The organism is Ruegeria sp. (assembly GCF_965243365.1).
Lineage (GTDB): Bacteria > Pseudomonadota > Alphaproteobacteria > Rhodobacterales > Rhodobacteraceae > Ruegeria.
Genome location: NZ_CBDEUW010000002.1, coordinates 2590509 through 2610498 on the forward strand (window position 1 = coordinate 2590509; position 19990 = coordinate 2610498).

Annotated in this window: 21 protein-coding genes; 4 read left to right on the forward strand and 17 right to left on the reverse strand. The window is 56.5% G+C overall.

The genetic code is table 11. The features are described from left to right. Positions 1 to 14: 14 nt before the first annotated feature. On the reverse strand, positions 15 to 563 hold the full coding sequence (locus tag ACP0GE_RS16570) for a helix-turn-helix domain-containing protein (protein ID WP_424833015.1): 549 nt from the start codon (positions 561 to 563) through the stop codon (positions 15 to 17). An 86-nt stretch (positions 564 to 649) separates the two neighbouring features. On the opposite strand from ACP0GE_RS16570, the gene ACP0GE_RS16575 reads away from it, so the two are divergent. Both ACP0GE_RS16575 and ACP0GE_RS16580 read left to right on the forward strand, forming a co-directional pair. After that, complete coding sequence (locus ACP0GE_RS16575) at positions 650 to 1351, forward strand: AzlC family ABC transporter permease (RefSeq protein WP_424833016.1); 702 nt, start codon at positions 650 to 652, stop codon at positions 1349 to 1351. After that, positions 1341 to 1640 carry an AzlD family protein gene (locus ACP0GE_RS16580; protein WP_424833017.1) on the forward strand — a complete coding sequence of 100 codons (300 nt, stop codon included), beginning with the start codon at positions 1341 to 1343 and terminating at the stop codon, positions 1638 to 1640. Before ACP0GE_RS16575 ends, ACP0GE_RS16580 begins: the two co-directional genes overlap by 11 nt. An 81-nt stretch (positions 1641 to 1721) precedes the next feature. Here the strand turns inward: ACP0GE_RS16580 and ACP0GE_RS16585 are convergent, their stop codons facing one another. Then, positions 1722 to 3791 carry a hypothetical protein gene (locus tag ACP0GE_RS16585; protein ID WP_424833018.1) on the reverse strand — a complete coding sequence of 690 codons (2070 nt, stop codon included), beginning with the start codon at positions 3789 to 3791 and terminating at the stop codon, positions 1722 to 1724. 162 nt (positions 3792 to 3953) lie between these two features. Here ACP0GE_RS16585 and ACP0GE_RS16590 point away from each other — a divergent pair, with 162 nt between their 5' ends. After that, positions 3954 to 4736 (forward strand): IclR family transcriptional regulator, encoded by a 783-nt coding sequence (locus ACP0GE_RS16590; protein ID WP_424833019.1) that lies wholly within the window; start codon positions 3954 to 3956, stop codon positions 4734 to 4736. On the opposite strand, the gene ACP0GE_RS16595 is transcribed toward ACP0GE_RS16590, so the two are convergent. The 3 genes from ACP0GE_RS16595 to ACP0GE_RS16605 are packed head-to-tail and all read right to left on the reverse strand — an operon-like array spanning position 4733 to position 7570. Then, positions 4733 to 6031, reverse strand: a complete 1299-nt coding sequence (locus ACP0GE_RS16595) for a TRAP transporter large permease (protein WP_424833020.1) — start codon at positions 6029 to 6031, stop codon at positions 4733 to 4735. The two genes, ACP0GE_RS16590 and ACP0GE_RS16595, sit on opposite strands and share 4 nt — an antisense overlap. Continuing rightward, positions 6021 to 6521: a TRAP transporter small permease gene (locus ACP0GE_RS16600; protein WP_424833021.1), complete on the reverse strand. Its 501-nt coding sequence runs from the start codon at positions 6519 to 6521 to the stop codon at positions 6021 to 6023. Before ACP0GE_RS16600 ends, ACP0GE_RS16595 begins: the two co-directional genes overlap by 11 nt. A 50-nt stretch (positions 6522 to 6571) precedes the next feature. Then, positions 6572 to 7570, reverse strand: coding sequence for a TRAP transporter substrate-binding protein (locus ACP0GE_RS16605; protein ID WP_424833022.1), 999 nt, complete (start codon positions 7568 to 7570; stop codon positions 6572 to 6574). Positions 7571 to 7622: 52 nt separating this feature from the next. On the opposite strand from ACP0GE_RS16605, the gene ACP0GE_RS16610 reads away from it, so the two are divergent. Next, a complete protein-coding gene (locus tag ACP0GE_RS16610; protein WP_424833023.1) occupies positions 7623 to 8816 on the forward strand; it encodes a cytochrome P450 in 1194 nt (397 codons plus the stop codon). An 11-nt stretch (positions 8817 to 8827) separates the two neighbouring features. Here the strand turns inward: ACP0GE_RS16610 and ACP0GE_RS16615 are convergent, their stop codons facing one another. The 12 genes from ACP0GE_RS16615 to ACP0GE_RS16670 form a co-directional block, all read right to left on the reverse strand. Then, on the reverse strand, positions 8828 to 9781 hold the full coding sequence (locus ACP0GE_RS16615; protein ID WP_424833024.1) for an isopenicillin N synthase family dioxygenase: 954 nt from the start codon (positions 9779 to 9781) through the stop codon (positions 8828 to 8830). Positions 9782 to 9965: 184 nt separating this feature from the next. Continuing rightward, complete coding sequence (locus ACP0GE_RS16620; RefSeq protein WP_424833025.1) at positions 9966 to 10661, reverse strand: RraA family protein; 696 nt, start codon at positions 10659 to 10661, stop codon at positions 9966 to 9968. Further along, positions 10658 to 11353, reverse strand: coding sequence for an alpha/beta fold hydrolase (locus tag ACP0GE_RS16625; protein WP_424833026.1), 696 nt, complete (start codon positions 11351 to 11353; stop codon positions 10658 to 10660). The genes ACP0GE_RS16620 and ACP0GE_RS16625 overlap by 4 nt, the downstream gene beginning before the upstream one ends. Continuing rightward, the gene (locus ACP0GE_RS16630) at positions 11350 to 12474 is read right to left on the reverse strand and encodes a cobalamin-independent methionine synthase II family protein (RefSeq protein WP_424833027.1); all 1125 of its coding nucleotides are present in this window, start codon (positions 12472 to 12474) and stop codon (positions 11350 to 11352) included. The genes ACP0GE_RS16625 and ACP0GE_RS16630 overlap by 4 nt, the downstream gene beginning before the upstream one ends. A 10-nt stretch (positions 12475 to 12484) precedes the next feature. Continuing rightward, complete coding sequence (locus ACP0GE_RS16635) at positions 12485 to 13087, reverse strand: class I SAM-dependent methyltransferase (RefSeq protein ID WP_424833028.1); 603 nt, start codon at positions 13085 to 13087, stop codon at positions 12485 to 12487. Continuing rightward, positions 13084 to 14043: a cupin gene (locus tag ACP0GE_RS16640; protein ID WP_424833029.1), complete on the reverse strand. Its 960-nt coding sequence runs from the start codon at positions 14041 to 14043 to the stop codon at positions 13084 to 13086. The genes ACP0GE_RS16635 and ACP0GE_RS16640 overlap by 4 nt, the downstream gene beginning before the upstream one ends. Before the next feature lie 148 nt (positions 14044 to 14191). Continuing rightward, positions 14192 to 15181, reverse strand: coding sequence for a nuclear transport factor 2 family protein (locus ACP0GE_RS16645; protein ID WP_424833030.1), 990 nt, complete (start codon positions 15179 to 15181; stop codon positions 14192 to 14194). Next, positions 15178 to 16221: a LacI family DNA-binding transcriptional regulator gene (locus ACP0GE_RS16650; RefSeq protein ID WP_424833031.1), complete on the reverse strand. Its 1044-nt coding sequence runs from the start codon at positions 16219 to 16221 to the stop codon at positions 15178 to 15180. The genes ACP0GE_RS16645 and ACP0GE_RS16650 overlap by 4 nt, the downstream gene beginning before the upstream one ends. Beyond that, positions 16221 to 16985, reverse strand: a complete 765-nt coding sequence (locus tag ACP0GE_RS16655; protein ID WP_424833032.1) for an SDR family NAD(P)-dependent oxidoreductase — start codon at positions 16983 to 16985, stop codon at positions 16221 to 16223. The genes ACP0GE_RS16650 and ACP0GE_RS16655 overlap by 1 nt, the downstream gene beginning before the upstream one ends. Next, positions 16985 to 18037, reverse strand: coding sequence for an ester cyclase (locus ACP0GE_RS16660; protein WP_424833033.1), 1053 nt, complete (start codon positions 18035 to 18037; stop codon positions 16985 to 16987). Before ACP0GE_RS16660 ends, ACP0GE_RS16655 begins: the two co-directional genes overlap by 1 nt. Next, the gene (gene hisD, locus ACP0GE_RS16665) at positions 18034 to 19362 is read right to left on the reverse strand and encodes a histidinol dehydrogenase (RefSeq protein ID WP_424833034.1); all 1329 of its coding nucleotides are present in this window, start codon (positions 19360 to 19362) and stop codon (positions 18034 to 18036) included. The genes ACP0GE_RS16660 and hisD overlap by 4 nt, the downstream gene beginning before the upstream one ends. 12 nt (positions 19363 to 19374) lie before the next feature. After that, positions 19375 to 19905: an ester cyclase gene (locus ACP0GE_RS16670; protein WP_424833035.1), complete on the reverse strand. Its 531-nt coding sequence runs from the start codon at positions 19903 to 19905 to the stop codon at positions 19375 to 19377. Positions 19906 to 19990: the final 85 nt, after the last annotated feature.

Consider the following 19990-nt stretch of genomic DNA (forward strand, 5'->3'; position numbering starts at 1 on the left):
TTCTCAGGAATTGGCTAGTCCCTTGTTTCCATTACGATGACCATTTGGGTGCCGGGCGACAACGCTTCGTAGATATGTGGCCCGTCGGCTGGATAGCGATAGTAGTCCCCGGCGTTGAGCGTTTCTTCAGACCCTACCGGTCCCAGGCGGGCTTGGCCGATGCAAAGAATAGCGTGCTCGACGGTTCCGGTTGGATGTGCTGTAGATCGGCGCACGCTACCGGGCTCAAGGTCCACCCGATAAAGATCACGTCGGATGCCCGGGGGACAATTTGCCAGCAACGTTGTCTGATAATCCGCTTGTTCGGATTCCAGCCGGTCACCTTCGTCTGCTCGGACAAGACTGGTCTCGGGCTTGCTGATTTCAAACAGCGTCGAGAATGTGACCTCCAATGCTGAGGCAATCGCCCAAAGGGTTTCGATGCTCGGGTTTCCATTGCCAGATTCTAATTGCGAGAGGGTGGACTTTGCCAAACCTGCCTTGGCTGCAAGTGCTGACAGACTAAGCCCCTGGCGATTACGCTCTCTTTGAATGGCGCTGGCAATGAGGTCGTTTGGGGTCATGTGTTCACCGTATAGAACGATTGTATTTCAAATCGAACAACTGTATGTTCGTTTTAGTGAACAGCGTTCGTTCGAAAAGGTCAATCATGGCTGAAGTGCCAATACCCAAAATCTCTGAAATTGCGACGGGCGTGAGGGATATGCTGCCCATAGCGCTGGCCGCTGCCACCTATGGTGTGGCCTTTGGTCTTTTGGCCTCGCAGTCAGGTTTTTCCATGGTTCAGTCGCTTAGCATGAGCGCGTTTGTATTTGGTGGTTCGGCGCAACTGATTGCGTTGGATCAGTTGATGACAGGCGCGGGGGTTGCAGCGGCGGTTTTGGCGGGCGCTGCGCTGAACATGCGTATCCTGTTGATCACTGCAAGTATGCGGGGCGCGTTGATCAACCGTCCACGGTGGCAGATTGCAACAGGCGTATATCTGGCTACAGATGCCTCGATCGCTCTTATGCAGGCTGCAAAGACCCGAGGCGCGCTGGCAAGTTACTGGTATCTCTTTGGTGGAGGGGCCTTCCTGCTGCTGGTCTGGATTTTCGCTACCTGTGCGGGCGCTCTGTTGTCCAAGGGGATATCAAACCCGGCCAGCATTGGGATGGATTTTGCCATTATTGCAGTTTTTGTTGCGTTGTTGCCCGGTCTCTGGCGAGGGCGCAGCGATCTATTGCCTTGGGGTGTGGCCGCATGTTCCGTCGTCACGTTTGCGCTGATGTTTCCGTCATACGCCAGTTGGGGGCTGATAGTCGGGGCTGTGCTTGGTGCACTCACGGCAGGAGTAACCCATGGCGACTGAAATCTGGTTGACCGTCCTGGGCCTTGGCGTTGTCAGCTATGCAATTCGCTTGGGCGGTTTTCTGTTGGCACTGCGCTTGCCACAGGAAGGAAGTTGGGCGCGCGGGATGGAGGCGTTGCCGGGTTGTCTGATAGTCGCGCTGGTGGCCCAGCTGATGCTAAAGGGCGGCCCTATCGAATGGGTGGCGGGGGCGATTGTGTTCCTGGTCGCTGTAAAAACCCGCAGCCTGCCAATCTCAATGCTGGTGGGCATGTCTGTCGTCGCAGGGCTTCGTTTTCTTGCGCCGTGATTGCAATCCGACGGTGTTCGCCACCGAATAGTGATGCAGGTCTGGGCTCAAAAAAGCTCAGGTTGGTGTCAAGTCGTGCCTTTACCGGGCTGCAGTGAATTCGACACTGTCTTCGAACAGCGTTTCACCGTTGCGAGTTCTTGCGGTGATGGCAACTTCCGAAGCAATCTGGGGTAATTCGTGCATCCGATAATAACAGCTGTCGCCATGAGGTTCGGCAAGATGTTCCATCGAAAGGCGCATGAATTGAGGTGGGTAAATTGTTCCCAAAACGTCCCGACGACCCGTGCTTTGATCAATCCATTCGAGCAGATAGTAGATGTCCGAGGCCTCATCCGGGCAAGTCGGAAAGCGAACCAATACATAAGGCGCCTCGTAGCAGACGGCGATAGAGTGACCATCTGAAAGCTGCAGGCAGGTTTGGGGTTCCGAGAAAGCGGGCATCGCTTCTAGGCAGACGTAAGCAATATCTTTGACAACGAAAACGGACCGAGGGTCGGGAAACGCCGGACAGGCTTTCGGACTGTAGTACGCCCCCTCTACAACAATATCTGGACTGTACTGAACTTCGAACAAGGATTTTTGCGGGTTGCGCAGCTCGAACGCTGAACTGCCCATATAGCTGCGCCAGGAAAACGTATTCCAGTCATCTGGTAAATTCCCGACAATTTTGACGCTGTTCCAGGGTTGATCCAGTTGATTAACCGCAACAAAAATTTCTTCCGCAAGGACAAGGTCTTTCGAAGCCAGCTCGGCACGATCGCGCCAGATCCAGATTGACAGGGTGTTGTGGACGACAGCGGCCAATAAAAGGGCGATTGCGGCAGAGACGGGAAACAGCCTCGAAAACCATGACCGCTGAGGAAGGGACCACCCTTGTACAGCGCCGGTCAATGTCAGTGCAGCCATCCAAAACCCGATATAGCCGATTGCTCTGGGCGGGAAGTACTCTCCGGGTGTCACGTACCAGAACAGAAGCGGCGCAATCCCAAATGCAAGCAGCAGTGACACTGCAACCCTAAAGACAATCTCCAACCGCCGCGACAGGGGCATGGTTCCGGTTATGATCGCCATGGCCGCAGCCAGGACTGGAAGCGCTAAACCCGCGAAAGCGACCAAAAGCAGTGCCAATCTGGCGGGTCTTGGGACGGATATTACCTTCCCGGAGTAGATATTTCGAAGAAATCCGTCGATCTGCGAGAACTTGTTCAAAAGTTCTGGAAAGGTGATGAGCCCAAATCTTTCCGCCGTGAGCTGTAAATCATGTATGCGCGCGATGATTTGCCATTCAATCGCATAAAGAAGGATTGATGCCACCCCAGCCACGCAGCAATAGAGAAATACGCGCGCCACCAAGGCGAGGGGATCGCGGTCCCAGCGCAAAAGCATCATGATCGGAAGAATGGCTCCGAAAATCGCGAAGGCCTGAAAAACGGCAAAGGAAAGTGCAAGAAGCTGTGCGGCCAATACAAGGCGAAGGAATACTTCCAGCCTGAACCTGTCTTTCGCTGATCGGGCAATAAGTTCGAACGCCACCAGCGACATAAGAAGCGCGAGTGGATACGAAAAAACGTGTGCCTGCCAGGTCATCGCTTCGGTCAGATAAACATGGTTGACGCCAGCAAGAAGCAACGCGAGGGCGGCAATTCCTTGCAGATGTTTTTCGGTGATATGCCCCGCCAGTCGCCAGCATATGGTCAGAAAACAAATGGCGGCCAGGGCGATTTGGAGCGTGAGCCGGAACTCTCCGCCCAAGAGGGACCGGAAGATCGTATCCTGAAACCAACGCCCCTCACTCACCAACCACCGCCCGGTGTAACCGGCCGCATGCATCCAATCATCCGGGTGAAACCCTTCACTGAGCAGGCCCCGCCCGGTTACCAACACAAAAAAGAGAAGACCGAGCGCAAAATAGTGAGGCATCCGGAGATTAATCAAAACGGGTTCGTCCTTGACCAGCGCATGAATATATCTTCCTTCAGGAAACAGACCAAAACGCAATTTGCGCCCGAAGAACGCTAATCTACAGCCAAAAAGCTGACAAGTTGCCTGTTGTGACTGTCCCCGGGAACAGCATTCTGGGCATAATTTGATGGCAATTGTCTCGGAAGATGAACTGACGGCACGGTAAATGGCTTTGTTGGGGCGCATATAGCCGGTTCGTATTCGGCAAATGCCGGTGATCCTGAACCGTCCGCGCCTACCTTTGCATTGCCTTGATATATACAGAGAACCAATTGCAGGGAATTCCTGTTCTCTCTGTGCAACATACAGATACCATTGTAATCTGTTCCGGTAACATAAGGATCTCTTTTGAAACCGATTATTCGCCTACAAACCCCGGCACGTATGCCGACCGCAGAAGCCAAACCCGGAGATCGGAAAGGCGTTCAATCGGTCGAGCGGGCATTTGATATCATGCACATTGTTGCTGCTGCTCCCGGACCTGTCGGCGTGGCAGAGATCGCGCAGGCCTTGGATAGCTCGCCTTCGAAAGTGCATCACTATCTGGTCTCGCTGGTGCGTTGCGGTGCGCTACGGCAAACGGGGCGGGGTGCGTATGACCTTGGTGCTACATCCCTTGGCCTTGGTCTTTCGGCACTAAGTCGGCTCGACACTGTAGAACGCACCTGTGACCGGGCCGAGGCATTGCGGGATGAGATTGGTGAGGCTGTTTTTGTCGCCGTATGGGGCAATCGCGGGCCGACCATCATTCGGTATTTCGAAGGGTTTCGCCCGTTGGCCGTTGAAGCGCGCGCCGGGCTGGTGCTGCCGGTGCTGACGTCTGCCACGGGTCGCGTCTTTCTTGCGTGGGGCAATGAAAGCCAGGTCCTTCCGCTGGCCGAAGAAGAGGGCGGTGGAGAAATGGAACAGATACGCCATCATACGCTGGAGATTGGTCTTGGGCGGGTGGATGGGGATTTGCTGCCCCGTATCGCCTCTTTGTCTGCGCCGGTCTTTTCCTATGGGACGGATCTGTCGCTGGCGGTGACCGTGCTGGGGTGGTCAGGTGATTTTGATGACAAGGCAGATGGTGCCGTTGGCAAAAGCCTGAAGGCAGCATGCGCCGCGTTGTCGACAGAGTTTGGTGGCTAGTGGACTGCCGCAGGTAGCAAGAGCGTGAGCGCCGGAAAGGCGATCAGGACAGCCAGCCGGATCACATCGGCAGCAATGAAAGGGATCACGCCCTTCCAGATCGTCCGAATGTCCAGGTCCGGTGCGATGCCCTTGATCACGAACAGGTTCATGCCAACGGGTGGTGTGATCAACCCGATCTCGGTTGCTGTAACGACCAGAATGCCAAAAAGCACCGGATCGATACCTAGCGATTGTACCAGCGGGAAGACGATTGGAATGGTCACAAAGACCACCGATAGCCCGTCCATGATGAAGCCGAGAACCAGGTAAATTAGCATCAAAAGGATCAATACGACCAACGGGCTGAGGCCGACATCAGCCACGAACCCGATAATCGTGTTGGGCAGGTGCGTGCGCTCGATAAACGCGTTGAAAGCGGCGGTTCCGACAATGATGATGAAGATCATTCCGGTTGTGCGGGCGGCCTCGTCCAGGGCCTTGGGAAGAAACCGAAGCGATCTTTGTCGGACCACCGCAGCCAATAGCCCGCCAAAGGCACCCACGGCAGCCGCTTCGATGGTTGAGAACCAGCCGCCATAGATACCGCCCAGAACCAGACCGAAAAGCAGGAACACGTCCCAGGTCCGCATCAGAGCATGTAGACGTTCACCCCATGTTTTGCGGGCTTCCGGCGGGCCCGCGGTGGGGTCGCGCCAGACAGAATAACGTGCCGCAAGCATATACAGCGCAGTGCCAAGCAAGCCCGGGATCAGGCCGGCAAGAAAAAGCTTACCGATAGACGTGCCGGTGAGGACGCCATAGATCATCAGGATAATCGAGGGCGGGATCAGGATGCCCAGCGTCCCCCCCGCAGCGATTGCGCCGGTTGCCAGACTGTCCGCGTAACCTCTCGCCCGCATCTGCGGCAGGGCCACGCGGGTCATGGTTGCCGCAGTCGCCAGGGATGAGCCGCAAATGGCACCGAACATCGCGCAGGCCCCGACCGTTGCCTGGGCCAGCCCACCGGGCTTGTGACACAAAAGCGCGTGGATACCGTCATATAGCTTTCTGGACAAATCGGCATGCGTCACAAAAACGCCCATCAGGATAAACAGGGGAACCACTGACAGCGTATATGGAAAGACACTCTCTAACGCGGCGGCCGAGAAGATCAGGCCGGTTTTCTTGACGCTACCCAAAAGCGCCCCGCCGATCACACCTACGCTGGCCATGGCGATGGCAACGGGCACACGCAGCAGGATCAGTGCGATCAGCGCTGCAAAGCCGGTAACGCCCCAGAGTTCAATGGGCATCGGCCACCCGTCCTTTCACAATAACCACACAAGACCGCCACAAACGTACAAGGCAGATGAGCGCGGATACCCCTAGACCCGTCAATATGAGAACCCAAAAACCGATCATCGGGATACTGACGTTCTGGGACACATCCCCGTAACGCAATGTACGTTCCGCCTGTACCCAGCCATACCGTAACAAAAGGGCGATCACGCCAAGCGACAAGACCAAAGACAGGATACGCAGCGCTGCGTCCATTCGCGGGGAAAGCCGCCCGTCATAGAGCTCGATTGCCACGTTTGCATCGGTCCAGAAGACCCTTGGCAAGGCCAGATAGGCAAACCCCACAACAGCAAACTGAGTCACATCGACCAGCCCGATGAATCCGACCGAAAACATCCATCGGGCGCCAATATCCCCAATGGTCAGCGCCATCGCACCCAACATCAGCAACCCGCCGATCCAGACCAGCGCCAGGGTGGCAGTCTCCACAATCTTATTGTCCATGAAATTCAGGCTACCGCTGGCGGGACTTTCCTGCCAGCGGTGCGCGTCCTTTAATTCGCCGCAAGGGCACGCGCCGCCTGGATCAGCTCTGGCCCGCATTGCTCAGCCAGATCTTTCTCAAGCTGTGCCACCGTGTCTGCAGTTGCATCAATCCAGGTCTGACGCAGGGCAGCGTCCGGAGTAATGACCTCTCCACCCGCGTCGGTGATCTGCGCCGGGCCGGCTGCGCCCCATTCCGTCCACCAGTTCGGGAATTTGGCGACCAGCGCGTCACCTGTGATCTCATCAATCACAGAACGCACATCGTCGGGCATGTCATTGTAGGTGTCTTCGTTCATCACGAAGTAGAAGGGCGTTGTATAGGCTCCGATCTCGATGGCATTGGTGGTGACTTCTGTGATGCGGAATTCCTTTAGCCCCGCCCATGGCAGAACCACACCGTCAATCGCACCGGTCTGCATATTCTCGTAAACCTGCCCCGGAGGCATACCCACCGGCACGGCACCCAGGTCTTCCAACATGGCGGCAATGAACGGGGACGGCACGCGAATACGCAGGCCTTTCAGGTCCTCGGGCGTTTCAACACGTTTCCCATTTGTCGCCAGAACGCCCGGATCATGCGCCATCAACGCCAGCACTTTCACGCCCGAATGCTCCTCGGCCAGATATTCGGGGTACAGGCCCCAGAGCACTGCGTTGGCTTCTTCCACACTGTCTGTCAGGAACGGCAGTTCCACAACCTGGGTGCAGGTAAAGCGACCGCGTGGAATACCGTGAAGACCAAACGAAATGTCGGACAGACCATCCTGAGTCTGATCCCATTGCTTGGTGATGACGCCAAGCGAGCTTCCTGCTGTCTGGATGTCGACGGCGATTTTGCCACCGGATTTTTCTTCCAGCTCCCGCGCAAACGGTTCCAGAAAATCCACGTGCAGCCCGAGAACGGGTGGCAAGTAGTGCGACATGGTCAGGTCAATGTCTTGGGCATTTGCTGTCGTGGCCATTGCGACCGATGTGCAGAGGCCCGCGATTGCGGCGCGATAGGTCATTCATTCCTCCCATATGCAACAATATTGACCTAAGTTAGCATAGTTGTATTCTATGGCAATGATGATTTTGCCAAACGACTGCCCGCACGACGACGTTGACCTGTATTCGGATGAGGTCATCCAGAACCCATGGCCCCATTACACGCGCCTGCGTGACAAGGGTCCGGTTGTCTGGATGTCAGAACACGGCAACTATGCTTTCACTCAATACAGCACCGTCCGTTCCGCTCTGCGCCGCCCAGAGCTTTACATTTCAGGCAAAGGCGTTGCCGCGGATGACTTTGGATGCACCCATTTGCAGGGAAATACTGTTGCCTCTGATGGCGCACGACACGATGCACTGCGCGGTGCGATGCAGCCGCCTCTGACCGCACAAGCCGTGCAGCAATATCGGTCACGTATTGAAGAAGTTGCTGACGAGCTGGTTGAAAACGCACTGAAAAAAGGGACCGTTGATGCGGTCGAGGATCTTGCGCAGGGCCTTCCGCTGGCAGTGGTCCGCGATCTGGTTGGCCTGCCTGATTTCGGGCGCGAGAACATGCTCAAATGGGCCGCCGCCGCCTTTGACGTATTGGGCGTTCAGAACGCGCGCGGGCAAGCCGCATGTGAGGCGATCGAGGAAATGCGGGTTTTCATTCAGCGCGATGTAACGCCAGACAAGCTCAAATGTGGAAGCTGGACCCATCGGATCAGCGAAATGTCGCGAGCAGGGGACATCGATCCCGATTTGGCTCCGTTTGCGATTCGCGACTACATAAACCCAAGCCTAGACACGACGATCTCGGCCATTGGTCATCTGATCTATTATCTGGCGCGTGATCCAGACACCTTCGAAAAGGTCAAATTGGACCCGTCGCTGATTCCAAACGCCATTCACGAGGCAATCCGGCTTGGAAGCCCTATTCGCTCTTTCAGCCGCCACGCCACGGCGTCTGTGGTTGAAGCAGGGGTCGAAATTCCGCAAAGCGCGCGGGTCATGATGTTGTTTGCCTCTGCCAATCGAGACAACGATATGTTTGAAAACGCTGATGTCTTTGATCTGGAACGCAAAAACGCGCGCCGGCACCTTGGCTTTGGCGCGGGTGTTCACATGTGCGTTGGCATGCATCTCGCGCTGCTAGAGATTGAATGCCTCATCGAGACGCTGATTCGCAGAACAAGCAGCATGAGTTTGCTGGATCAAGAGGTCGTCCTGAACAATTCGATCTGCGCACACGCAATGCTGAAGGTTAGGCTCGGCGGTTGAGCACCCTAAAACTAGGCAGTTTTGGGGGCCTTATGTGCGTCATACGCGGCCTCAAGTTCCCCTCGGAGGAATTCACCGAAATTGATCGCTTCGAACTTGGGGGCGCCGGTGCCGGGCAGGGCTGCGATTTCCAGTGACACATGCGGATCATAGAAGAAAGGAACCGAGTATCTTTGCTTGCCCGTGGCGTTAATAACCCGGTGCGGCGTAGACAGCAGTTTCCCATTGGACATGCGATGCAGCATATCCCCCACATTGACTACAAAAGCACCGGGCATCGGTGGGGCATCCACCCAGTTGCCCGAAGGCGTCTGCACCTGGAGGCCACCTACGTCGTCCTGTGCAAGCAGCGTAAGGCATCCGAAATCCTTGTGCGGCGCTGACCCGTAAAGGTCTTCCGGCGATTGCGGCGGTTGCGGTGGGTACTTGAGCAGACGCAGCCAGATCGTCGGTTCCTGGAAGGCCCGCAACACGGAATGATCTTTTGCGTCAATCGCCTGAAGCGCCAAGGTCATCAACTGAAACCCAAGTTGGCTCATTGCACTGGCATAGGCTTCGCAGGTGTCTCTGAACCCGTCGAGTTCAGGCCATTGGTTGGGTCCGGACAGATACACATCTGGGTCCGGGCTGGCATCCTCGCGCATCATCATGAAGGATGCGGATTGGTTGGGTTTCTCAACCTTCGCCAGATCAGAGTTCACGTCCGTAGAGGTGTTGATCGCGATATAACCGCGATGGTTCTTGTCCAACGCAATTTTCTGTTTTGCGGACTGGGGTAAGTCGTGAAATGCTTGTGAGGCCTCAAAGATACCTTTGCACAGCTTTGGATCTACTCCGTGGTTAACAATGTATCCGAACCCGGTTTCCCCGTATGCTTTCAGGAAATCCTGTGCCAATTGGGTTGTGTCGCCGCCGTTGATCAGCGGGGTAACGTCCAGCACTGGAATAGCGTCAAACTCGGCCACTGGCAGTATTCCTTCTAAGGCACATGGTCACGTTTCGGCATCAGCTTTTGCTCTGGCGATCCATGCGGTCATTGGTATCGGCCTTTGCTGACACAAGCGGGTACCTGTCTTCAAGAGTAAACGAGGTGTTGCCGTGTCGCGGACGAACGGGGGCCTCAAAATTCCGATTTGGCCCCGGATTGATTTAGACCCTGGCCTTTTCAAACGCTGTCCAGGCGCTTTGAAACTTTTCAAAGTCAAACCCCGGTTGGCTGGCCGCGTCGAGGATAATGCGCTCGGTCGATAGAAGCTTATGGATTGCGCCCTCCAACTGATCGATCACGTCTTCGGGGATGACCAACGCGCCGTGGCGGTCGGCATGGATCAGGTCCCCCGGCCTGACCACCAAACCGAAGACAGACACTTGGGTGTCGATCTCGCGTATGTGGACGAAGCCGTGGCTTGGTCCTACGGAACCGGCGACAACAGGAAACCCATCGGGTACGTCGCCAAGATCGCGCATAACACCGTTAGTCAGGGCACCTGACAGGCCAAAACCCTTGTGGATGGTGGTATTGATCTCTCCCCAATAAGCTCCGATGCAGTCGGGGTAATCTGTGTCTTCGATGACGGCGACGGATGGTGTAGGCGAGTCTGCCATGTATTTGTAGTAGGCCATCCGGCGGGCCCTAATGACATCGGCGGGCTCAGTCGGCGGATTGACGGCCGCGATCTTGGCGGTGCGGGCGTAGCCCACAATTGCGGGCTCTTCAGGGGCTGAACACAGCATGGTGCCTCGGGTGAAGCCGTCGAACCCGCGCTTGCCTTGTGCAACCTCGATAGCATTGCAGACGGTGGGTGTGTCGACCTTGCGTAGCAGAGTCAAAAGCGAAGGTGTCATGTGTCCTCCAGCCAGCGGAGCAGAGCCGCCGTGGTTTCGTCAGGTTTTTCCAATGTGGGCAGGTGGCCGGCCTGCTCAATAATCTCAAACGTGCTGTTGGGAAGAAGGTTGTGCATCAACTGGTGACGCTCGACAGGGCATAATCCGTCATCCCGCCCGCACAGGATCAGAGCTTTTCCAGAATAAGCAGAGAGGGTCGCGCACTGATCTGCCCGGTCCATCAACGCCCGGGATTGCCGTAAAAAGACGTCCGGGCCCAAATCGGTGGCCATCGCCATGCAAAGGTCGAGTATTGCCCCGGTACACGGGCCATCTGCCAGATAATTTGGCTTCATCTCATCGCGCATAACGTGCCGCAAGCGACCTTCGCGCACGGCCGCCATCTGTGGCGCGCGGCGGGCTTTCACCTCGGGCGTTTCGGCAAGCGGGTTTGTGTCCAGTAGTGCAAGCCGATCGACACGGTCGGGTGCCTGACGCAGTATTTCCATCGCCACAATACCGCCCATCGACAGCCCGGCCAGCGCGAAGGAAGGTGGTGCGTTTTTCAGAATGTCGGTCGCTATGGTCTGAATGTTATCATGATGACCCAAAGGAAAGCTCATGACGGGATAAATACCCGACAGTGCTTTGATCTGAGGGCCGAACAGGCGGACATCGCACATCATGCCGGGCAAGAAAACAACGGGTATCATGCCGAGGCCAGCCTGGCTCCTTCGCAAAGCGCCGCCAGCTTGGCATAGGCTATTTGCGGGTCGACTGCGCCGAATCCTGCAAATGTGCCAAATCCGCAGTCGCTGCCTGCGATTACACGATCTGATCCAACAATATCGGTGAACCGTTCAATCCTCTGGGCCACCAGTTCCGGGTGCTCAACAAAGTTTGTGGTTGTATCGACCACGCCGGGAACAAGAATCTTATCTTCGGGAATTTCTGCCTTTCGGGCGCGGAAAACGGTCCACTCGTGGGCATGGCGCGGGTTCGAGGTTTCAAACAGAACATAGCGAGACTTGGTCGCCATCAAGGTGCCGAAAACTTTGTCCATCGCAATGTCGCAGCAATGCGGGCCTTCGTAGTTACCCCAGCAGATATGCACCCGAACCCGATCCTGCGGTACGTTCTGCAACGCGTGGTTCAAGGCTTCGACATGCATGTCGGCAATCTTGAGGAAATCTTCGTCCGACAGGTCGTTGAACAGCATGTGGCGCGACAGGGCCAGATCGGGGCAATCAAGCTGTAAATCCAGACCTGCGGAAACGATGGTTTCGTATTCCTCTTTCATGGCATCCGCCAGCGCAGCCAAATAGGCCTCACGCGTGGGGTAGAAATCATTCTGCAGGAACAGAGAGATCACACCCGGTGATGCGGCATTCATGAACCCGCGCGCTGCTTCGTGCTGTTTCATCGCAGCCTTGAGGTTGGCGATATCCTTTTCCAGCTCACCCTGTCCCTTCGACCGAACCTGGCCTGTACACATCGGGCGGGCGTATTGCGGCGTGCCACCGTCATTGGCCAGCCGCTCCAGAAAACCGGGGAACATCTTCAGATCGGCGGGTGCATTGCGCGGGCTGTCTCCGGAAAAGCCTGTGTAGCGGTCTTTCACGTAGGTGGCATAAGATATCTTGGATGTCTCACCATCGCTGACGATATCAACACCGGCCTCGACCTGTTTACGTACCGTTTCCGAAACCGCATCTGCCATGCAGGCATCAAAATCCGCAGCGTCATAGGGCTTGTCATTTTCGCGGGCAAAGATGAAATCCACTACCCTTTGCGTTCGGGGCAGAGACCCAACATGTGTGGTTTTTATGGTCATACAAGCCTCCTTAGTCTTTGCGGGCCATCAGGATTGTGTGGCTTTGGGTTTCAGGGTCTTCTGCCAGAAAGCCTGTCATCCTCAGCCCATTTTGTTCCAGACACCGGGCGTAGGCAGCGGGCGAAAGCGAGGCATGATAGACAAGCTCGCTTCCGACTGCGCCAGTTTCTTCGCCAGCGCGCGGGCCTACCGTAAGCATCAGCATTCCACCCGGTCGCAAATGACGTGCCATGCGGGCGATACAGTCTTCCTGTTCCTCTGCGGTCAGGTGGAAAAAGCTGTTCCAGGCAATGATCCCGCCAAACTGGGTATCCAGTTCAAAATCCCGCATATCCGCATTCCGCCAATCGCCATCAGGCCAACGCTTGCGCGCGATGGCCAGCATCGCGTCAGAGAAATCCGCCCCTGTGACATCAAAGCCTTCAGCCATGAACCAGCGCGCAATCGGATCGCCGGTGCCGCATCCCAGATCCAAAACATGGTCGCCCGGTTTAAGGCTGGCGGTGAAGCGCGCCAACCAGCGCGCTTCGAACAAAGCTTTTGATCGGCGCTTGTCGTACTCTGTCGCTTGCCGCTCATAAATGGCGTGTGTGTCGTTGGGGTCGGCGTTCATCCTGTCCAGGTCGCTCCGGCGGGGTCATCGGTTGCAGTGATCCGGTACAGGCCTGCCTGCCCAGTCATCGATGGTGCCACGCTATAGTCCTCGCCCGGCAGAACCAAGGCCGTGTCGCCCGAGGACAACGTCGTCTCAAACCCGTCAATCGAAATTCGCCAATGACCGCTGGCAGGCATCAGAACCACCGGCTTTTCAGCTTTGACCGGATTGGTCACACAAGACCCATGGCCAAGAAAGTCGACCTCAAATCCCGGTTTGTCCTTGATAAGGCCATTCTCGCCGATCACTACCGCTGACCTTTTGGCCGACAGAGCCATCAGATCCCAATAGCGCGCAACGTATTTTCCGATGACATCCTCGACCGGAACCTCAGGGTAGTCCTTCAATTGCTCTTCGCTCAACAATGGCATCGGGCGGACATTGTGAGGCAGCTCCTGACCTTTTTTGGAATCGTACAGGACCCCGTTGTCGCCCAGCATCAAGCCATGCGCCTGTGCGTCTTCGATCACTTGCGGCGCCCAAGTGACACCGCCACCGGCGTCATCGCCACCAAGGATCGACATGATCATGCCGTAGTCCTGGCCCACATTCTCGAAGCCGCGGAAGATGCCGGTTGGGATGTTAAAGATATCGCCTTCCTCGGCGAAGAACTCACCAGCCGTGCCATAGCGACCCCAGAAGAACCGCCAGCGGCCTTTTGCGACAAAAAAGACCTCGGCGGTCGTATGGCTGTGCAAAGAGTTACGGCATTTCGGCGGCTGACCCGCCGCACCGATGTTAAAGCCGATCTTGTCGGTGATGTGGACGTGCTGATCGGGGGATTCCGACACGCCGCCGCCGACAATAGTAAAGTTCTCTTTTTGATCGCTGCCGGGTGTGTGGGCGTCGATGAACGCGGTTTTACAGGGTTGGAGCTCGCCGTAGCGGACGATGCGTTGTTGGATGGTGCTCATGAACGTGTCTCCTTGAAGTTGGGGGTTTGGGGATAAATCCCGCCCCCGGAGGTCGGTTGTTCAGACGCCGCGCGCGCAGCGAGGCACGGTGCATATGATAGCGCCGCGCCGCCTGACTGGCGTTCAGGGATGAGCCTGTCGCGGCCACTCAGCCCTCCTGTCCCTGTAGAAGAATCTGTTTCCAGACCGAGGTCTCATCGAACAGGGTGTATTCCCGGCGCAGCTGCGGCTGGCCGGTGATCAACTCGCCGAACTCACCGTGGCTGATGCCCAGCACATAGACCTGCGCACCGGTTGGCGCGCCAAAGACACCCCAGCCATCATGCTTGCCCCAAAGGCTCCAGCGGATCGCAGCGCGGGGTGGCATGTTCGGGTCATCGCGGCCAATTTGGTGCTCGATCTTGAATTCGGCGTTGGGGAAGCTGGCGCGCAGACCCATCCAGAACCGATCCACCGCGCCCCAGCCATGGCCGGTAACTCCGCCCACATATTCGGACTGAACGGCGCGGTCATATTCACCCTCAATCACGCCCATATCGGCGTTCATGATCCGGGTCAGGATATCCGCATAACGCTGACCCCATTCATTGTTGTTGCCGGTGCCTTTGTACGGGCCGGGCTGATCTACTTCAGGAGTCAACGGTTTAACGCAGTTCGCCGGGCCGCCCTCACGCGCAATCAGATCTGCTGCATATTCCTTGGGATCCCATCCCATCTGCCGAACAATGGCACCCTGATCCCGGATCAGCCACTCATCATTGATCTGATTGTCGATTGCATGGCAGTCAGCCAGAATCCGATAGCGCAGTTTGGTGCCGGTAGGCTTGCCATAGACGCCTTCGGCCAGATGCGTCGCGGTTGAAATGATCCTGTGCGAGCTCAGCATTCCGTTTTCTGGGGTGCCAGACCAGATGACATCCTCGCCCAGCAGTTGACGATCCGGGAATTCCGCCAGCGTAGCCATGGTTGCGCCAATGACATTCTGGTTGCCCAGCACAACTGATCCGGGTGACCGAACGACTATGTCATCGCTGTAGTACTGGTGCAGTGTCGCGATCCCCCGATCTTCCCAGATCTCTTTGGTGATGCCGATGATATAATCGGGAAAATCCCGGAATTTAGGATCAAAGCCTTTCATGAACTCATCCTTCGTGGGTTCCAACCTTTGGGCAACCGGGCTGAAGTTCGAACCACCAGAGGGCCGTCAATCGCCACTTTGCGAGGTTCGGCCGAGTGCGGGTCCTGAATGTGGTCCAGCAATGCGGCGACCGTTTCGGTCACCATCAGGTTAGCCCGTTGCCGAATTGTTGTAAGATTGTATGCCGGCCAGCCCGCAGGCGGCACGTCATCGTATCCAACGACCGAGACATCCTCGGGAATGCTCAACCCCAGTTCGAATCTCAACACATCCATCACCGCCAGCGCCATATGGTCATTCGCGACAAAGACAGCATCTGGCCGATTTTCAGGAGCGACATCAAACATGCGTCGCGCAGCGTCCCGGGCATTTTCGGTGTGGAACATTCCGTCGTCGCGCGCGAACAACTCCTGTCCTGCCTCGGTCAATGCAGCGCGAAAACCGGCTTCCCGGTCTCTCTGTGTGGACGCCCCCTGCCATCCTGCAATATAGGCAACGCGTTTATGCCCGCCCGCAATCAGGAATTCAGCTACCTTGCGACCCCCGACATAGTTGTCGGACGTGACCGTGGTTATGCCTTCAATGTCCTGACTTCGGTTGAACAGCACGACGGGTACACCCGCCTGCTGACATCGCGTCGCGATATCCGATGACATCGGTACGGATGCCAAAATGACCCCGTCAACCTGATAGTCGAGAATTTCCTCCATCACGTTCTCGATGTTTCCGGCAGATCGGGACGCCATAAAAATCAAGACATGATACCCGTGCTCCTGCAAGACGTTGGACAGTTTCTCCAGCGCTTCGGGGTAGAAGTAGTTGTCCAGATAACCGACAACCAGGCCGATAATGCGGCTTTTGCCCGAGACCATAGCCCGGGCCAGAACGTTGGGGCGATAGCCAAGCGTGGCGGCGGCTTTGCGCACTTTCTCTTCGGTCTTCTTGCTGACGGACGCACCGGGTGTGAATACCCGGCTGACCGCCGACTGGCTCACACCGGCAAGTTGCGCAACCTGAAGGGATGTAACTTTCTCAGCCATCAGTCCGCTGTCCACCCCCCGTCAATAAGCATCGAAGTCCCCGTGACCAGCGCTGAGGCATCCGAGGCCAGATAAGTGACTGCTCCCATGATGTCTTCCACTTCGCCCACGCGACCCAGTTTGATCTTTTCCATGATCCAGGCGGCCCGTTCGGGATTGTCGAATGTTGATTGCGTCAGGGCTGTGCGGATGAAGGTCGGGCAGACCGTGTTGATGCGAATGCGCTGTTGGCCCCATTCAATGGCCATGGCTTTGACCATGCCTTCAAGCCCATGTTTGGTCGCACAATAAAGCGCCCGGTCAACACCGCCAACATGACCCATTTGACTTGAGATATGGATGATGGAGCCCGGCTTACCCGCCTTCATAAGTGCCTTGGCGGCATAGGCCGACAGGAAATAGGCTGATCGTAGATTGACATCGGTAACGGCATCAAAATCCTCGGGCGTGGTCTCAATCGCCGCGCTGTGACGCGCGGTTCCGGCGGAATTCACGACCACATCAAAGGCGCGCGCCTGAAAGAGTTGTCTCAGGGCAGAAAGATCACCCTGATCCACGACCGCCGCCTCAGCCGACCAACCCTGCGCCTGCAACGCCGCAACCGTTTCATTCAAACGATCCGCACCCCTTGCAGCGCAGACCACATGCGCCCCGGCCTCTGCCAGAGCAACGGCGCACCCCCGTCCAATGCCCGAAGAGGCACCGGTCACAAGCGCGACCTTGCCGCTTAGTGAAAACGAGGGGGTGCGGGGCAAATCTGTCATCAGGTCATTCCATCCGGTATTTCAATACGGCCCATGTTTCGGGCCTTATTGAATTCCCTCAGACGGGCAAAGACGTCAACGCCAAGCTGCAGATAGGCGTCCAGCAGGTCGACAAGAACCCAGTTTTCGCGGATTTTTCCGTTTTCCAACCGCCAAAAATCGAGACTCCGCATGGTGATCTTTTTATCCGACGGGGCAATCCCCAGCCAGCCATCGTGTGTGACTGTTTGGATCATGTTGGGCCACCCGGTTACGGCTGCGTATTCACCATCACCGAAGAAGTGGTAGGTGATATCTTCTACATACTTCCCACGATCCGGCATTCCGTTCAGAAATGGAATCTGATGCCAGTTGCGAAAACCGGCAATACCACGCCCGGTGCCAATTCCCGAAGGGCCGTACCAACTCATGCGTGGGTGCCAGAAACGCTCCATCTCCATGACATCCGGCCCACCTTCTGACGGGTGTTTTTTCAGGTGCTCCAGCATGTCGATGATGTGTTGGCACGTCGTCTGACCTTTGGATGCATCATAAGGCCCGGGCACCAACCCGTCTTGTGTTGCAGGGCCGGGCACATGCCATTCCCGCCCGAGGCTGGGCGCCATTGGCCAGGCCCTGGCCTGCATCATCACCTCGGGGATGTCCCACAAGGCCTGCATTTCAACGATCTTGTTGTCTTCGAACCGGAAAAACTCGTGGAACCGCATGGTCACCTGATGGCCCGTTGGCGGAATGTCGAGCCACGGGCCGGTAAAGACGCCAGTGTAGTAACCACCACATCCGACCCAGTCTGATCCGAACTCATCCGGTCCGGCCATGACAATGTAATCCCGGCGTTCAAGGTCGGGCCAGGCGCTCAGAAGGTCTGTATAAGCAGCGTCATAGAAGGCATCGCTGCCAATGCTGTCGCCGAAAGGGTGGGATAAGTGAAACACAGCCTTGGGCGATGTGACTGCGGCCAAAGCTTGTCGTACGCCAGTTTCACTGAAATTGTACATTGCGGCCCTGAGAGGTTCGATCAGGGTCTTATGTTGCGTGTGTTTGTAACTCATTCGGCGGCATCCCGATAGGGAGCCGGCTGACCGTAGGGAACATTGATTCCACCATACCGGCGCACTCGAACATTGCACTGTTCCGCATGCCCTACAAACCCTTCAAGCATACAAAGACGCGAGCCGTATTCACCAATCAGCGTTGCCGCCTCATCAGTCAGAATCTTTTGATAACTATGCGTTTTAAGGAACTTGCCGACCCAAAGCCCGCCGGTATACCGACCGGCTTTTTTTGTCGGCAGAGTATGGTTCGTACCGATCACCTTGTCCCCGTTCGACACATTGGTGCGTGGCCCAAGGAAAAGAGCCCCATAGCAGGTCATGTTTTCAAGAAACCAGTCGTCCCGGTCTGTCATCACCTGCACATGTTCTGACGCGATATCGTCGGCAACCGACAGCATCTCGTCGTAGCTGTCGCACAGAATTACCTCGCCGTAGTCTTCCCAACTGACGCGCGCAGTTCCTGCTGTGGGCAGAATCCCCAGCAGGCGGTCGATCTCGGATAAGGTCCCTTCGGCCAGCTTGCGCGAGTTGGTGACCAGAACGGCGGGCGAGTTATAGCCGTGTTCGGCTTGACCCAGCAGGTCGGTCGCGCAGATTTCCGCGTCCACAGTTTGATCGGCAATCACCATGGTCTCGGTCGGGCCGGCAAACAGATCGATGCCAACGCGTCCGAACAGTTGGCGCTTGGCTTCGGCCACAAAAGCATTGCCCGGCCCGACCAGCATGTGAACCGGATCAATTGTTTCGGTTCCCAGGGCCATCGCACCAATCGCCTGTATACCGCCCATGACATAAATCTCATGCGCGCCGCCCAGATGCATCGCCGCAATCACGGCTGCATTGGGCTTGCCGTGGAATGGGGGAGTGCACGCAATGATGCGGGGAACACCGGCAACGCTGGCGGTCGCTACCGACATATGTGCCGATGCAACCATCGGGAATTTTCCACCGGGAACATAGCAGCCGACGGATTGGACAGGGATATTCTTGTGACCAAGAATAACCCCTGGCAAAGTCTCAACCTCAACATCCGTCATCGAGGCGCGTTGCGCACGCGCAAAGTTCGTGACCTGCTCCTGCGCGAACTTGATATCGGCCAGTTCACGATCGGTCAGTTGGCCGATTAATCCGTCGATATCCTGCTGACTCAGACGGAAAGATTCAGGAGAATAGTTGTCGAACTTCTCACTCAACTCACGAACCGCGGTGTCACCGCGGGTTTCAATGTCTTTGAGAGTTGCCTCGACCACTGCGCGCGTTTTGGCATCATCTTCAGCCCGGTCCGCATCGGACTTGCCACGTTTTAGATACTCGATTCCCATTTTCATCAATCCTTAGTTCTCGGGCCGGGGAGGGATCTTCTCTCCACGGTCAAACGCTTCCCAGCCTTGTCCCTGAAATAAGTCCACGCCCAATTGCGCGGCGACATGTGCGAAATCGACATTCACCCAGTTGTCGACGATCTTGCCGTCCACCACCTTCCAGAAATCCATATAACGGATCTCGACACGTTTGCCGGTGGGGGCGATGCCCAGAAACTCGCCCGAGTGCGTGGCTTCCTGACGGCCAAAGGCGGCGGCCCATTCGCCCATGTAAAGACGCGCCTCGTCTATGCAGGTTTTGTCAGAAAACGCTGCTTGGAATGGGCGTTGCCAATTGTCCTGAAACTCCTGCAAGCCGGTTTTGGTACCGCAGCCCTGATTGCCTATCCAGCGGAACCCTTGCGCGAAAAACTCGCCAATATCGTCGATGCGGTGGTCGTTCAGGCCATCCACCATGGTTTCGATCACGCGGCGCGTGTCTTCGGTTTTGCTTATGTCCGTATCGCGGGTCAGAACCGCCTGTTCGGGACGGGAGCCTTTCATGTCTGTGTCCTTTTAGATTGCCAGAGGGGAGGATTGGGGTTTGCGGCCCCAATGCTCAGAAAATCCCTTGGCATTCTGTTCAGCG